This is a genomic window from Companilactobacillus sp. FL22-3, from assembly GCF_054881455.1.
In genome coordinates this window covers 111,383-126,344 of the sequence record NZ_JBTYYZ010000002.1, presented here as the reverse complement: position 1 = coordinate 126,344, position 14,962 = coordinate 111,383, and the positions used below count along the sequence as shown (strand labels likewise).

The following is a 14,962-nucleotide window of genomic DNA, read 5'->3' as shown; positions in this document are numbered from 1 at the left end:
TCTGGTCCCATCAAAAATTACTATTTTGTGAATTTGCTTTCGTGGAACTTTTGCATAATTCCGTGTTGTTTCAACAAGTGACGAACAGTATCTGAAGGTTGTGCACCTTTGTTTAACCATTCAACGATCTTGTCGTCATCTAACTTAATTTCTTCTGGTTGTGAGATTGGGTTGTAGTAACCAACTTGTTCGATAAAGCGGCCATCACGTGGTGAACGTGAATCTGCAACTACTAATCTATAAAATGGGCGTAATTTTGAACCCATGCGTTTCATTCTGATCTTAACTGACATATGTTTGTTTCCTCCTAAATACTTAACTTTGTTAGTATACACAAAAAAATAAGAGCTGTAAAGTTTTTTTCTTTACAGTTCTTATTTTTTTAAACAACGTAGTTCTTAGCAACCCATTCGTTCGTTGCAACTCGACAGTAATCTACGCCAGCATAATTCTTCACTTGGTCTGTGTACCAGGGAGTATTATTAGCCAAACCACGGTTTTCAATGACTCTGGTCTTGCCATTTGCATCAAAAGCTACTAGCGGAACGAAATTACCATTCTTGTTATCAACGGTAATGACACCACGAGCTGAAACGCCAGCATTATTAGTGGTGTTACCGTAAACTGAATGATAAGCTTGCAAATTATTGTAATACAGACTGATCAAATCATTGAATTGATTCATGTCGTAACCAAAGCGTACAAAGTATTCATCTGGGTCAACATGATTAGTTTGATGCCACATCTGGGCAGTTTGTTTGTGCGACAAAACCGTCTTACCAGGAATATCAGCTAGATGATACTGAATCAATTTTGAGGCAATGTAGTAAGCATCGTTAGCAACTGATCTAGCAAAGGCATCTTTTGAAGAAGAATGACACAATTCAACTTGAATAAATTTCGAATTAGCAATTGGTCCGGCTCCCCAAACCATATAGTCTGTGTTGTGGATCTGGATAATATTGCCGGCATCGACAAAAGCGTGAACATAAGCTTGATATTGTTGCCAATGATTATTGAAAGATTGTTCTTCAGCATGGGCTGAGTCTCCATCGACAGCAGTATCATGCACCACTACCCCTTCGGGCTTACCGACACCATTTTCATAACCATACCAATTATTAAAGGTTCCTTCACGATAGGTCACCGAAACTGGCTCGATTTTATTGCTGACAATATAATCATTGATTGCAGAAGCCGAAACTTCTTGACCTGTAAAGATTAAACTAATCATCCCTAAACAAAAAAGCATTATTCCAAAAATAATTGATTTTTTTTGCATTATTTAAGTCCCCTATTTCCTATAACTTACATTTTATAGTATAACGCAATAATTCCCGATTATCGTTTCAATTCCGTTACATAATTTTTATCCCTCAAGAATGATGAATTTCATTGAAAAACAAACATTTCTCCATACAAAAAGTCCAGTGAAGAACCCTCGATAAGTGGTAACTTCACTGGACTATTGAGTTAAAAAAGTAATTATGATTTAAAACGTTTGATTTTCTTGAGACGTTTTTTCTTATTCTTCTTATTGCGACGAACCATTGATTTCATAGCCATCTTACCTAGACGACCTTGAACACCATTGCCCATCAATTGTTCCATTCCCGCCATATTACCTTTACTCATCTTATTCATCATATCACGGGATTGTTTGAACTGTTTGATCATTCGGTTGACGTTTTGAACGCTTTGTCCAGAACCAGCCGCAATCCGACGACGCCGAGAAGGATTCAACAGATCAGGATCTTCTCGTTCAGCCGGCGTCATAGAATAAACGATTGCCTTCAAATGAGCAATATCTTTTTCACTAATATTGATATTAGCTAATTGTGGATTATTGGCCATGCCTGGAATCATCTTCATAATTTCATCCAAAGGACCCATCTTTTGTACTTGATCCATTTGGTCGATAAAATCATTGAAGTCAAAACTATTTTCACGAATTTTTTCAGCTACTTCTTGGGCTTGTTTTTCATCGTAATCAGTCTGTGCTTTTTCGATCAGAGTTAACATATCACCCATTCCGAGGATACGGTTAGCCATTCGGTCTGGATGGAAGACATCTAACTGATCGAGTTTTTCACCTTGACCGATAAACTTGATAGGTTTACCAGTAACATCACGAATTGAAAGGGCAGCACCACCACGGGTATCACCATCCAACTTAGTCAAAACAACACCGGTAATATCTAGTTGTTCGTCAAATCCATGAGCAACTTTAGCTGCAACTTGACCCGTCATTGAGTCAGCGACAAAGAGGATTTCATCAGGATGGGCTAATTCCTTGATCCTTTGCAACTCGTCCATCAACTGCTCGTCAATTTCTAATCGTCCAGCGGTATCAATAATGACATAATCATTTTTATTCTCTTCAGCAACTTTTAGACCATTTTTAACAATATCAACTGGATCATGATCTGTTCCTTCATCATAAACTGGTACGTCAAGCTGTTGTCCAATCGTCTTCAATTGTTCAATCGCAGCAGGACGATAAACGTCTCCAGCAATGAAGAGTGGACGTGCCTTTTCAGTATTCTTGAGTCGGTTAGCTAATTTTCCGGCTGTCGTAGTTTTACCAGCACCTTGCAAACCAACCATCATAATAATCGTTGGAATATGCTTGGACTTATTCAATGGAACTGCTTCTTGTCCCATGATCTTAGTTAATTCTTCATCAACGATTTTGACAACTTGTTGCGAAGGCGTCAAACTTTCCATTACTTCAGCGCCTAATGCACGTTCTCTCACCGACTTGACGAATTTCTTAACTACGTCGAAGTTAACATCCGCTTCTAGTAAGGCCATTCTTACTTCACGCATTACTTTACGAATATCTTCATCGGAAAGTTTACCCTTACCTCTCAGTGAAGAGAAAACTTTGTTTAAACGTTCGCTTAATCCTTCAAAAGCCATACTCTACTCCTACATTTCATTTATTTTAGAAATTCTTCTTACTAATCCTAATAATTCCTTATCATTGGCATACTTTTTCTGAACTAACTGATCGAGCTGTTCGGAAATGTCATCGATTTCTTTGGTCTTCTCAATCAAGCCAAGTTCTTTCTCAAATGATTCTAACAAATTGACTGAACGATGCAAGTTATCTAAAACCGCTTGGCGAGAAACTTGTAGTTGCTCGGCAATTTCACTCAAAGAAAAATCTTCGACATAGTACAAATCTAAATAGCGACTCTGCTTTTTAGTCAACAACGAATGATAAAAATTATAGAGCAAGTTTACTCGGGTCGTTTCATCGATATCCATCTTTATTTATTGGATTCTCCTACGATCAATTCCTTGAAGAGCCCATAGACAAACTTCTCTGGATCAAAGTCCCGTAAGTCATCCATTTGTTCACCTAGACCAACCAATTTGACCGGAATATGTAATTCATTACGGATAGCCAAGACGACCCCACCTTGCGAGCTACCATCAAGTTTTGTCAAAACAATTCCAGAGACATCGGTTGTTTCATTAAATTGTTTAGCTTGACTCAAGGCATTTTGACCAGTCGAACCGTCGAGTACTAACAATACTTCTTGCGGTGCATCTGGCAATTCACGGGTAATAACACGTTTAATCTTTTCCAACTCCCGCATCAAACCTTCTTTATTTTGCAAACGACCAGCAGTATCAACTAGTAAGATATCGAAGTCTTCATTGATGGCTCTTTGAACAGCATCATAAACTACCGAAGCTGGATCGGTATGAGCTTTACTAGCTTGAACAGCCACACCATCACGTTTACCCCACTCTTGCAGTTGTTCGATGGCGCCCGCTCTAAAGGTATCGCCAGCGGCTAATAGGACCTTTTTACCAGCTTGTTCATAACGATGAGCTAGTTTACCGATAGTTGTAGTCTTACCAGCACCATTGACACCGACAAAGAGAAAAATTGTTGGCGTGTTGTCGCTACTGAATTTCAAGGCATTATCTTCGTCTTTACCTTCTTCACCGTACATATCAACTAACTTCTGGACAATAACTTTTGAAACATCAGATTTCTTCTTGGCATTCTCTAACTTAACTTCCTCACGCAATTCGTCAGAAATTCTAAGAGCTGTTTCGTAACCAACATCAGACTCAATCAACAATTCTTCCAAATCATCAAAGAAATCCTCATCGACACTTCTAAAATTAGCCAAAAAATGATTTAAACGTGAACTGAAAGAATTACGACTTTTTTTGAGGCCTTCGTCGTATTCTTTCACATCATCTTTGGGTTCATCAGTTTCAACTTCTTCTGAAACCTCTGGTGCTTCTTCATTTGCTGGCTGAGAAGCCTCTGCAGTAGCATCAGGTTCAATCGTTTTTGTCTCAGTTGTTTGACTCTTTTGTACTTCAGGTTCGGCAGATTTTTCAGTAGTTGCCGTATTTGAGGGTGCAACGGTTTCTTTATCATCAGTCGCTTTTTCTTCATGAGCCAAGTCTTTTGCTGGTTCTGTTGTATCCGTCTCAACGGCTGATTCTTCTGTAGTATCAGCTACTGATTGATTACTATCAGTAACTTCTGGTTCAGCTTGTTGGTCAGTTTCTTCAGTTGGCTCTGAAGTTTCGGTTGATGTTTGAGCTTCAGTTGACTTCTCTTCAACAGCCTCTTGGTCTGATTCCGTAGCTTCTTTTTGTCCTTCTTCAGGAGTTGTTTTCTTTGGTTCCTCTTTTGAATCATCATTACCTGAGAAAGCTTTTTTAATACGGTCAAATAATCCCATAAGTTAACTCCTATTCTTTGACTTCAACTGATAGCATCCGAGATACCCCAGACTCTTCCATCGTCACACCATACAAGCGATTGACATTCATCATCGTTCCCTTACGGTGCGTGATAACGATAAATTCAGTATTGTCATCATATTCATTTAAGTAATTTGCAAAACGATAAACATTTGCGTCATCAAGTGAAGCTTCGACCTCATCAAGAATACAGAATGGTACAGGTTTTACTTTGATTATTGCAAATAACAAGGTGATGGCGGTTAAGGCTTTTTCGCCACCTGATAATAAGCTCAAGTGCTGGAATTTCTTCCCTGGTGGCTGGGCGATAATTTCAATCCCTGTTTCCAAAAGATTATCTGGTTCCGTCAAGACTAACTTAGCTCGACCACCAGCAAACATTTCTGGAAAAATCTCTTCAAAGGCTGCTGCAACCTCATCAAAAGTTTTCTTGAAACGAGTTGTAACTTCTTTGTCCATCTCCGTCATCGTATCAAGTAACTGAGTTCGTGCTTGAAGCAGGTCATTTTGTTGTTGCGTGAGAAATTCATAACGATCTTTGACCTTATCGTACTCTTCAATTGCTGACAAGTTGACCGTACCCAATTCTTCAATACCCATTTTTAGCAAACGAGCTTCCTTTTGAAGTTCGTCAGGATCGTAGTCTGCTTGTTTCAGAGCTAACAATGAAGCTTCATATGTCAATTGATAATCTTTCGAGAGAATATCCAAACGGCTATCAATCTGGTTGGACAGCTTAGTATTTTTGATGGCCAAAGTTTCTTGCTCATCTGAGGCACTCTTTTGTAGGTCAAAATTCCGTTGGGCTTTGGAATTTAATTCAGTAGCCAAACTCTGTTGTTGCTCACGCTCAGCTTTCAAGTCGGAAACTTGTTTTTGCAAACTGGTAATATCTTGTTGCAATTGAACGATTTTTTGCTTAACTTCCGAACTGTTCAAGTCTAATTGACTCTTCTCGGAATCAAGCGTCTGCAATTGTTCTTTGATGTTTTCAATTTGCTTAGTTTCTGAATCCACTAAAGCTTTTAGGTCCTGATTTTGACTAGCTTGATTGGCATGATTACTCTTAACCACAGCCAATTGCGTCTGCAAGTCCTGCTCACGCTTAGTAATTGATTGCAATTCGGCATCAAAATCGGTTAAAAGTTTTTGCTTTTGATCAATTTGAGCCTGCGTCTGCTCAATACTTTGACTAATTTTCTCGGCCGCAGCTTTTTGAGCAGTTAAATTAGTTTGAAGTTCCTTTTGCTCAGTTTGGTTCTTAGATAAATTATACTTGATAACATCTAAGCGTTCACTGAAATGCTTGGCTTCATTTTGAGAAGTCGAGATTTGGTTCTCCAATTGACTCTTAGCTTGATTGAATTGGGAAAGCTTCTCATCGACAACTTTCTTTTCAGCATTTACTTTGGTCAATTGATTACGTAGATCCTGAACCGTCGTTTGTTTTTGATCCAGCAACAATTCTTGCTTCGACAATTCACTACTCAAAGTTTGCAATTCATCTTTTCTGGTCAACAAACTAGAGTTGACTCGACGTTGCTGACCACCAGTCAAAGAACCACCCGCATTAACCACGTTACCATCTAAAGTAACTACTCGGTATTTGCGATTAACGGCTGCTGATATTTGCGTTGCCACATTGATATCTTTAGCAATCAACAGATTTCCTAAGATATTCTTGACGATACTTTCAACTTTAGAATCATATTGGACTAAATCACTAGCGACTCCAACAAAACCGACGATTGCTTGCGCTTTGTTCAAATCATTAGCATAAATATTCCGTGGCTGAATAACGCTCAAAGGTAAGAAAGTTGCTCGACCGCCCCGGCTTTGACGCAAATAACCAATAGCTTGTTTAGCGGACGTTTCATCTTCAGTAACAATCGACTGCAATTGGTTGCTGACAACCGTCTCAATAGCTAATTGATATTCTTTAGGGACTGTAATCAATTCTGCTACGGCACCAATGATTCCTGAAATCTGCTGCTTATTATTCAAAACATTCTTAGCACCTTCAAAAAATCCAGCATGCTCTTGTTCCATATTTTCCAAAACACGTTTGCGAGCCTTAATTTCTTGTAAGCTCTCTAGCACTTTTAGGTAATTATTATTCTCTTTTTTACCATTTTCTGTAATTTGATCGACCAGTTGTGTCAATTCTTGACTACGGTGAATCAGAGATTGATTGTCATCGACCAGCTTTTTGATCTGTTGCTCAATGGAATCATTGTCTTGATTAGAATCATTCAAATTTGCCGTAACTTGTGTCAATTGGGATTGTTGTTCCTTGATCGTATTATCAATTCGCTCCAATTGGCGTTGTGAAAACTTCTGCTCATTATTGTTAGAAACCTGATCTTGCAAGTAATTAACATAATCATTTCGTAAATCATTAATATTTTGTTGTAAATCGGCTGGTGTTTTCTGTTTTAATTGCTGAATCTCATTTAGTTGATCTTCATATTGCTTGATCTGTTGCTTACATTCGTCCAACTTTTGATTCGATTCCACTAGTTTTGAACGATTTTTAGTTTGACTCGCTTGCAGATTTTCTAATTGCAAATTGAGCGACTGTTTGTTTGACGTATTGAAGCCGTTACGTTCATCAGCCACTGCCACTTTACCGTTATAAATTTCCAAAGTCTTTGTCGACTCAGTTAACTTAGTTTGTGTATCATCGATCTGACTCGTTAATTCGTGAACTTTTTGATTATTAGCTTCAACTTGTTGATTAGCTTGTTTAACTTGTTGAGAAATATTTTGTAAGCTAAGTTTAACTTCCCGCAAATTTTTCTCGATTTGATGCTTTTGCGCCGATAAATTCTTGATCTCTATCGTCAAGATTTTTTGGTAAATACTGTCATACTGGGCTTTTTGTGCTTTATAGTCCCGGGCAATACTGGCTTGCTTTTTCAGTGGCTCAACTTGTTTAGATAGTTCAGAGACAATATCTGACACCCGATGCAAATTGTCAGTCGTTTCAGTCATTTTCGTCTCAGCTTGTTGCTTCTTTTGCTTAAATAAAGCTACCCCGGCTGATTCTTCGATGATGCTGCGACGTTCGACTGGTTTACTATTGAAAATTTCCTCAACTCGTCCTTGGGAAATAATCGAGAATGATTGCTTGCCCATTCCTGAATCCATAAATAGTTCAGTAATGTCTCGCAACCGGCATTGCTTATTATTGATTAAAAATTCAGTATCACCATTGCGAAATAAACGTCGACAAATAATGATGTCATCTTGCGACGATTTTAGTTCGTGATTATGATTATCAAACTCTAAGACTACTTCAGCCCGATTCATCTGTGCACGCGTGGCACTACCAGCAAAAATCACATCGACCATCTTGTCTCCGCGTAAACTCTTGGCTGATTGTTCACCCATTACCCAACGAATGGCTTCTGTAATATTCGATTTTCCACTCCCGTTGGGTCCAACAATTCCAGTAATTCCACTGGTGAAATCAATTTTTGTTTTATCAGCAAAAGATTTAAACCCATTGATCGTTAATGATTTTAATGGCATAAACTCAAAACTCCTATAATTCTTCTAACGCTCTCTTAGCTGCCATTTGTTCAGCATGCTTCTTACTGTATCCCAAACCTTTGGACAGAATTTTACCGTCGGCGATCAATTCTACCTTAAACTTCTTATCATGGTCGGGACCTTCTTCATCGATCACTTTGTAATCAATCTCAACTTCACCAGACTCTTGTAACTTTTCTTGTAAGTGAGTCTTAAAATCAGTATCTTCTGAAAATTCACCAGAATCAATATGTGGATAAACGATCTTCTTTAAAAAGTCATTGACCACTTGATTGCCTTGATCGAGGTATAGTGCACCATTAAAGGCTTCAAAGATATCTTCTAACAGCGTATGTCTTTGACGGGCACCTTGCTTTTCTTCACCTTTACCGATCAACAAATACTTGTCGATTTGAATTTCCTTGGCAAAACGAGCAAAACTATCAGTCCGAACAATATCAGACCTTAAGCGTGTCAATTTACCTTCAGGTAAATTAGGATATTTTTCAAAGAGGTAACGAGAAATATTGATTTCTAGGACTGCATCGCCTAAAAACTCCAAACGTTCATAGTCCCCAATTCCCAGCTCTTTATGTTCATTATCAAAAGAAGAATGAGTCATTGCTCGTTCAACTAAATGTTTGTCGTTAAATTTAATTCCATAACTTTTATCTAGAAATTCTAAGAATTTTGGATCTAACATAGCTAATCCCCTTTCCAATAATACTAATTATACTAAACTTTTATGTTAAAAATTGGCTGGATAAAAAAAAAAGACCTGGTGGCCTTATTTTTGATGTGATGAAATATAATTTACCGCTTCACCAACAGTTGTGATTTTTTCTGCATCGTCATCTGGAATCTCTGAACCAAATTCATCTTCAAGTTCTAGGACAAATTCAACAAGGTCAATCGAGTCTGCGTCTAGATCCTTTGTAAAGGATGTTTCTTTAGTAATAGTAGATGCATCAACCTCAAATTTATCAGCAATCAATGCGACGATTTTTTCAAAAACTTCTTGTTCTGTCATGGAGTTCTCCTTATTCTTCACTCATTTTCTCAAAATACTTGTTGGCTTTATTAATTGTATCGTTAGATAACATATCATAAATTTGTTTAACGGTATAATAGACCGTCTTACTATCAGCGGCACCATGGGCTTTGATCACTGGTGACTTCAAGCCCAATAAAACAGCTCCGCCAGCTTGAGAAGTGTCAAACATTTTTCTAAGACCCTTCAAAGATGGCGCAACGATAGCTGCACCCATTTTAGTAAAGATACCGTTATTTAGCAAGGCATCTTTTAGTTGATGTAACAAAATTGTGGCCGTACCTTCAGTCGCCTTCAAAGCCGCATTACCAGTGAAACCATCAGTGACGATCACATCAGCCACACCAGCTAAAATATCGCCAGATTCCACGTTCCCGATAAAGTTGATCCCCTCAGTTTTTTTCAACAACTGATAAGCCTCTTTGTGCAAAGTGTCACCTTTATCGTATTCAGAGCCATTATTCAAAAGTGCCACACGCGGTTCAGCAATTTTTTTCACATCATGAGTATAGATCGATCCCATAACAGCCCATTGTTGTAAGTAACTAGCTTTAGCTTCGGCATTAGCACCAACATCTAACATATTGACGCCTAAAGTTGAATTAGTTACTGGCAAGGTAGGCATTAAAGCTGGACGTGAAACTTGCTTGATCCGACCTACGATAAAAATTCCCGCTGCTAACAAAGCTCCAGTATTGCCTAATGAGAACAGAGCGTCATTTTCACCATCTTTAACTGATTTGGCAGCCAAAACCATCGAAGCTTTCTTCTTAGAGCGAATCGCCTTAACTGGTTCATCCGTTCCTAGAATCTGTTCATCAGTGTTAACGATCGTAATACGCTCGTCATTTTTGAGAAACTTACGGATACTATCTTCTTTTCCATACAAGACGAATTCTAGATCCTTCCACTCATCACGAGCTTGTTCGATCCCTTCGACGATAACTTGAGGTGCATTGTCGCCACCCATAGCATCTACAGCAATTTTCATTTCGTTCCCTCACTAATCAAAATTATTTAATTGTTCATATTCATTATCAATAAACTTCTTTAGATTCAAAGTTTCTTGACTATTGATCAACTGCTCATCTTCAAATAGATGACTGGCTTCTTCTTGAGCAATCTCTAGAATATTAAAATCATTGATAGGATTACCGACCTTAAATTCAGGCAAGCCTGATTGTCGATTTCCTAACAAGTCTCCGGCACCACGCATTTTCAGATCTTCTTCCGCCAGAACAAAGCCATCATTAGTTGAAGTCAAAATCTTCATTCTTTCGGCAGCCGATTCATTCTTGGGATCTGCAATTAAAATACAATAAGATTGTTTATCTCCACGTCCCACACGACCACGTAACTGATGCAATTGTGACAGCCCAAAACGGTTGGCATCGTATATTACCATTACTGTGGCATTAGGTACATCAACTCCAACCTCAATCACAGTAGTTGAAACTAAGACATCGATCTTTTTATTCGAAAAGTCATTCATTACCGATTCTTTTTGATCATTTGGCATTTGTCCATGCAGAATCCCAATCTGATACTTCTGACCAAATAACTCATTGAATTTATCATAAATCAATTCAGCATTTTTTAAATCCATCGACTCTGATTCGGAAATTAATGGCGTGACGACATAGACCTGTGCGCCAGTGGCCAATTCTTTTTGCACGAATTGATACATCTGTTCGATTTTTTGACTCCGAATCCAGTAGGTCTCGATTTTTTTACGTCCCGCAGGCAATTGGTCAATTCTCGAAACATCCATATCCCCATACGTAGTAATAGCCAAAGTTCTGGGAATTGGCGTGGCTGTCATTGCTAAAACATCAGGATTTTGCCCCTTTTGGCGCAACGCCTTTCTTTGGTTGACTCCGAACCGATGCTGCTCATCAATCACGATCAAGCCCAAATTTTTAAAGTTTACACTCTCCTGGATCAAGGCATGCGTACCTACTATTACATTGGTCTTGCCTTTTTTAATATCATCCGCAATAAAATCATGTTCTTTTTTGGTCAAAGAACCTGTTAACAATGCTGTTTTAATTTTCAATGGCACCAATAACCGACTAATTTTATCAAAATGTTGTTGAGCCAAGATTTCTGTTGGTGCCATTATAGCGGTCTGATAACCTGCTGTGACAGCGGCCAACATGGCAATTACTGACACAATAGTTTTACCAGAACCCACATCACCTTGCAACAATCGGTTCATATGATGGCTGGAAGACATATCTTCCAAAATTTCTTTGACCACTCGGTTTTGAGCTTTAGTCAATTCAAACGGCAAATTAGAAATGAACTGATCAATGAATTTTTGATCGTATTGTTCGCTGATTCCCACATTTGTCTGATCGTCGTGACGCTTAATACTCTGTAAACCGCATTGAAACAAGAAGAACTCGCGAAATTTTGCACTGCGTCTCGCCTGGTCACTTTGTTCTTGAGATTGGGGAAAATGCATTCCTGCAACGATTTTTTCATCATCCAAAAGCTTATATTTGGTTCGCAAATATAGCGGAATAATCGTTTCGATTTGATCATGATATTGCTCAAAAGCAACCTTAATCAAATTAATCAGCGTTTTCTGATGAATGTGTTTATTGGCTGAATAAACTGAGTCCACAGAATTATCGTTCACGCCGATTACCTTCATCCCCGTCAAAGAACGCCGATTCTCGTTCCATTTTCCATAAACCGCCACATCTTGTCCAGTCTCAAACTTATCCTTCAACCAAGGCTGATTGAAAAAAGTCACCATGATCGACTCACTATCGACTAAGATCCTAACATTCAAACGATTCTTCTTATAGCCAAATCGGGCGACTACTGGCTCACTAGCGACAACACCTTTTAAGAGGATTTTTTCTTGATCAAGCGCCTCATCAATTGACTTAGCTTGCATATCTTCATAGCGAAAAGGAAAGTAAAACAGCAAGTCATAAACATTATTAATATTTAATGACTGTAACGCTTGTAATTTTTTGGGCCCAACACCTGGCAACTGTGCCAAAGAAACTTTCCGTAGATCCATCAAAAATCACTCTCCTTTTTCTAAAAAATATCTGAAAAGTTAAAGAGGCCATGACAAAACGAAAAGTTTCATCACTGCCTCCTTGAATTAATTTATTTATTCAACTGAGATCAAGTATGGATAAACCGGTTGATCCCCTTGATGAATTTCTGTCTCTAAGTCAGCATATTTATCGTCTAGATAATCAGCAATCTTGTGTGCATCATCATCATTACCATCAGCTCCAACAAGGATCGTGATCACTTCGCTATCTTCATCGATCATCTCATCAAGCATTTGTTCGGTAGTAGCAATGATATCTTCGTTATCGACCACGATTTTACCATCGACAATTCCCATGTAGTGACCCTTGACGATCTTCAATCCGTCAATTTCGGTATTGCGGATTGCTTGAGTAACTTGACCACTCTTGACCGTATCAAGTGAATCTTCCATGTTTGCTTCATTTTCTTCTAATTCTGCTTCAGGGTTGAACGAAAGCATGGCTGTCATTCCTTGAGAAATCGTCTTTGAACCAACAATTGCAACTGGAATATCGACTAAATCAACTGCCTGCTTTGCAGCCATAATAATATTGCCATTATTTGGCAAGACCAAAGCTCGTTTGGCATTAGATTGATTGATAGCATCAACAATGTCGTTAGTAGATGGATTCATAGTCTGACCACCACTGATAACATGAGTTACGCCCAAACTCTTGAATAGATCACTGAGTCCTTGACCAGAAGAAACTGCAATCACTGCATAATCGATTGGTTCTTGAGCAGCTGGTTGTTCAGTTGGTTGATTTTCATCAACAATTGTTTCGTGCTGAAGTCTCATGTTATCGATCTTGATCTTAACCAAAGCCCCATACTTACGTCCTGCAGCCCATACCTTGTATGGATAATTAGTATGAACATGAACTTTGACCACTTCATCGTCAGCTACGCAAATTAGGGAATCGCCTAGACCATCCAAATAACTGCGTAATTTTTCGTTATCGAACTTCTCGTCAGTAGTTGGGTTCTTACCTAGTTCAACCATCATTTCTGTACAGTAACCATTCTTAATATCATCGGTATTGAATTGGCCTTGGACTGATTGATGATGTGAAGCGTTGACCATTTCTGTCATATCACGTTCGTCAGGGATATACTCCTCATCGCCGCTTTGACCAGTCAAGCCTTCCAAAAAGCCTTCATAGATAAAGACCAAGCCTTGACCACCAGAGTCAACAACGCCGACCTCTTTTAAAACTGGCAAAAGTGATGGCGTCTTTTCAAGCCCAACCTTAGCACCAGAAACGACTGCTTTCATAACTTCTGCAATGTCGTCAGTACTTTGGACTTGTTTCATACCAGCTTCTGCACCAAACCTTGCAACCGTAAGGATGGTCCCTTCAACTGGTTTCATTACTGCCTTATAAGCCGTTTTTACACCATCATCGAATGCCTTAGCCAAATCTAGTGCCGTCAAAGTATCCTTATCTTCGATACTCTTTGAAAAGCCACGAAAGATTTGTGAAGTAATAACACCTGAATTACCACGGGCACCCATTAAGAGGCCCTTAGCGAGTGCTTTTCCTAATGTTCCAACATGATCACTCTCAGATTCATTAACAGCTTTAAAACCGCTCTGAATCGTCAAACTCATATTAGTTCCGGTATCGCCATCTGGGACCGGAAAGACATTCAATGAGTTAACAAACTTAGCATTCTTTTCAAGACGATGCGAAGCAACTCGCACCATATCCGAAAATTCTTTTTTGGTAATTAGTTCTTTGCTCAAAAGTTTCCCCTCCAACCAGCTTTACCTATTCGACGTCGTCCAAGACTTTGATGCCTTGAACATAGACATTAACAGTGCCAGCTGGCGTTCCAAGCATTGTTTCTAGGTTATATTTTACTTTTTCTTTTAAATTTTTTGCCACTTCGGAAATCTTGATTCCATATCCGACGATTATGTAGACATCAACAGCCAGTTTACCATCTTCTTGATGAATAACTATACCTCTAGAAAAGTCTTCACGGTTCAAAATTGTATTCATACCGTCACGAAATTGGTTCTTGCTTGCCATACCTACGATTCCGTAGATATCAGATGCAGCACCACCAACGATTGTGGCAACAGTATTGGTTGAAACATCAATTTCACCATGTTTTGTTTTAATTGTAACTGCCATCTCTGGATCCTCCTATTCATGGACCGAATCTATCATAAACAATAAAATTCTATCATAGCAACATTTGTAATTAAAGAATTAAACAACATTAAAGCAGATTTATCCCGAAATACTCTATTGATTTCAATTCTTAGTTATGGTAAATTAGTCAGGTGATATTTTAAAGAAAAAACATGTAGCCAAAGGAGGTCGGTCCCATGGCAAAAGATATTATTACAGGCCGTAAAACAGTGTTCGGTAACAAACGTTCACACGCTCTTAACCAATCAAAACGTTCTTGGAAGCCAAACTTGCAAAAAGTTCGTATTATGGTTGACGGTAAGCCTAAACGTGTTTGGGTTTCAGCTAGAGCTTTGAAATCAGGAAAAGTTACTCGTGTATAATTATCACTTAATTATCTAAAAGAGACTAACAATTATATGTTAGTCTCTTT

13 protein-coding genes are annotated in these 14,962 nt (G+C 38.6%); 1 reads left to right on the top strand and 12 read right to left on the bottom strand.

The window, feature by feature from the left end; genetic code table 11:
* Positions 1 to 20: 20 nt before the first annotated feature.
* From rpsP to ACYT32_RS02580, 12 genes are all read right to left on the bottom strand, one after another.
* Positions 21 to 293 carry a 30S ribosomal protein S16 gene (gene rpsP / locus ACYT32_RS02635; protein ID WP_010019451.1) on the bottom strand — a complete coding sequence of 91 codons (273 nt, stop codon included), beginning with the start codon at positions 291 to 293 and terminating at the stop codon, positions 21 to 23.
* Between the two features lie 89 nt (positions 294 to 382).
* Positions 383 to 1,282: a peptidoglycan recognition protein family protein gene (locus ACYT32_RS02630; RefSeq protein WP_395264326.1), complete on the bottom strand. Its 900-nt coding sequence runs from the start codon at positions 1,280 to 1,282 to the stop codon at positions 383 to 385.
* A 203-nt stretch (positions 1,283 to 1,485) separates the two neighbouring features.
* Entirely contained in the window at positions 1,486 to 2,922 is a 1,437-nt protein-coding gene (ffh, locus tag ACYT32_RS02625) for a signal recognition particle protein (RefSeq protein ID WP_395264325.1), read from the bottom strand.
* A gap of 9 nt (positions 2,923 to 2,931) precedes the next feature.
* Positions 2,932 to 3,273 carry a YlxM family DNA-binding protein gene (gene ylxM / locus ACYT32_RS02620; RefSeq protein WP_395264324.1) on the bottom strand — a complete coding sequence of 114 codons (342 nt, stop codon included), beginning with the start codon at positions 3,271 to 3,273 and terminating at the stop codon, positions 2,932 to 2,934.
* Positions 3,274 to 3,275: 2 nt separating this feature from the next.
* Positions 3,276 to 4,721: a signal recognition particle-docking protein FtsY gene (gene ftsY / locus ACYT32_RS02615; protein WP_395264322.1), complete on the bottom strand. Its 1,446-nt coding sequence runs from the start codon at positions 4,719 to 4,721 to the stop codon at positions 3,276 to 3,278.
* A 10-nt stretch (positions 4,722 to 4,731) separates the two neighbouring features.
* The gene (gene smc, locus ACYT32_RS02610; RefSeq protein ID WP_395264320.1) at positions 4,732 to 8,277 is read right to left on the bottom strand and encodes a chromosome segregation protein SMC; all 3,546 of its coding nucleotides are present in this window, start codon (positions 8,275 to 8,277) and stop codon (positions 4,732 to 4,734) included.
* 13 nt (positions 8,278 to 8,290) lie between these two features.
* A complete protein-coding gene (gene rnc, locus ACYT32_RS02605) occupies positions 8,291 to 8,980 on the bottom strand; it encodes a ribonuclease III (protein WP_395264319.1) in 690 nt (229 codons plus the stop codon).
* A gap of 84 nt (positions 8,981 to 9,064) precedes the next feature.
* Positions 9,065 to 9,307 (bottom strand): acyl carrier protein, encoded by a 243-nt coding sequence (gene acpP / locus ACYT32_RS02600; RefSeq protein ID WP_395264317.1) that lies wholly within the window; start codon positions 9,305 to 9,307, stop codon positions 9,065 to 9,067.
* A 10-nt stretch (positions 9,308 to 9,317) separates the two neighbouring features.
* Positions 9,318 to 10,319: a phosphate acyltransferase PlsX gene (gene plsX / locus ACYT32_RS02595; RefSeq protein ID WP_395264316.1), complete on the bottom strand. Its 1,002-nt coding sequence runs from the start codon at positions 10,317 to 10,319 to the stop codon at positions 9,318 to 9,320.
* Between the two features lie 12 nt (positions 10,320 to 10,331).
* Positions 10,332 to 12,365 carry an ATP-dependent DNA helicase RecG gene (recG, locus tag ACYT32_RS02590; RefSeq protein ID WP_395264315.1) on the bottom strand — a complete coding sequence of 678 codons (2,034 nt, stop codon included), beginning with the start codon at positions 12,363 to 12,365 and terminating at the stop codon, positions 10,332 to 10,334.
* Between the two features lie 96 nt (positions 12,366 to 12,461).
* Positions 12,462 to 14,096, bottom strand: a complete 1,635-nt coding sequence (locus ACYT32_RS02585) for a DAK2 domain-containing protein (RefSeq protein ID WP_395264474.1) — start codon at positions 14,094 to 14,096, stop codon at positions 12,462 to 12,464.
* A 64-nt stretch (positions 14,097 to 14,160) separates the two neighbouring features.
* A complete protein-coding gene (locus ACYT32_RS02580) occupies positions 14,161 to 14,529 on the bottom strand; it encodes an Asp23/Gls24 family envelope stress response protein (RefSeq protein WP_395264314.1) in 369 nt (122 codons plus the stop codon).
* A gap of 197 nt (positions 14,530 to 14,726) precedes the next feature.
* On the opposite strand from ACYT32_RS02580, the gene rpmB reads away from it, so the two are divergent.
* The gene (gene rpmB / locus ACYT32_RS02575; protein ID WP_010019437.1) at positions 14,727 to 14,912 is read left to right on the top strand and encodes a 50S ribosomal protein L28; all 186 of its coding nucleotides are present in this window, start codon (positions 14,727 to 14,729) and stop codon (positions 14,910 to 14,912) included.
* Positions 14,913 to 14,962: the final 50 nt, after the last annotated feature.

Coding starts and splice junctions, on each gene's coding strand:
- ACYT32_RS02630 (WP_395264326.1), bottom strand. CDS start 1,282: ATGCAAAAAAAATCAATTATTTTTGGAATAATGCTTTTTTGTTTAGGG.
- rpmB (WP_010019437.1), top strand. CDS start 14,727: ATGGCAAAAGATATTATTACAGGCCGTAAAACAGTGTTCGGTAACAAA.
- ACYT32_RS02585 (WP_395264474.1), bottom strand. CDS start 14,096: ATGGTGCGAGTTGCTTCGCATCGTCTTGAAAAGAATGCTAAGTTTGTT.
- rpsP (WP_010019451.1), bottom strand. CDS start 293: ATGTCAGTTAAGATCAGAATGAAACGCATGGGTTCAAAATTACGCCCA.
- smc (WP_395264320.1), bottom strand. CDS start 8,277: ATGCCATTAAAATCATTAACGATCAATGGGTTTAAATCTTTTGCTGAT.
- plsX (WP_395264316.1), bottom strand. CDS start 10,319: ATGAAAATTGCTGTAGATGCTATGGGTGGCGACAATGCACCTCAAGTT.
- recG (WP_395264315.1), bottom strand. CDS start 12,365: ATGGATCTACGGAAAGTTTCTTTGGCACAGTTGCCAGGTGTTGGGCCC.
- acpP (WP_395264317.1), bottom strand. CDS start 9,307: ATGACAGAACAAGAAGTTTTTGAAAAAATCGTCGCATTGATTGCTGAT.
- ylxM (WP_395264324.1), bottom strand. CDS start 3,273: ATGGATATCGATGAAACGACCCGAGTAAACTTGCTCTATAATTTTTAT.
- ffh (WP_395264325.1), bottom strand. CDS start 2,922: ATGGCTTTTGAAGGATTAAGCGAACGTTTAAACAAAGTTTTCTCTTCA.
- rnc (WP_395264319.1), bottom strand. CDS start 8,980: ATGTTAGATCCAAAATTCTTAGAATTTCTAGATAAAAGTTATGGAATT.
- ftsY (WP_395264322.1), bottom strand. CDS start 4,721: ATGGGATTATTTGACCGTATTAAAAAAGCTTTCTCAGGTAATGATGAT.
- ACYT32_RS02580 (WP_395264314.1), bottom strand. CDS start 14,529: ATGGCAGTTACAATTAAAACAAAACATGGTGAAATTGATGTTTCAACC.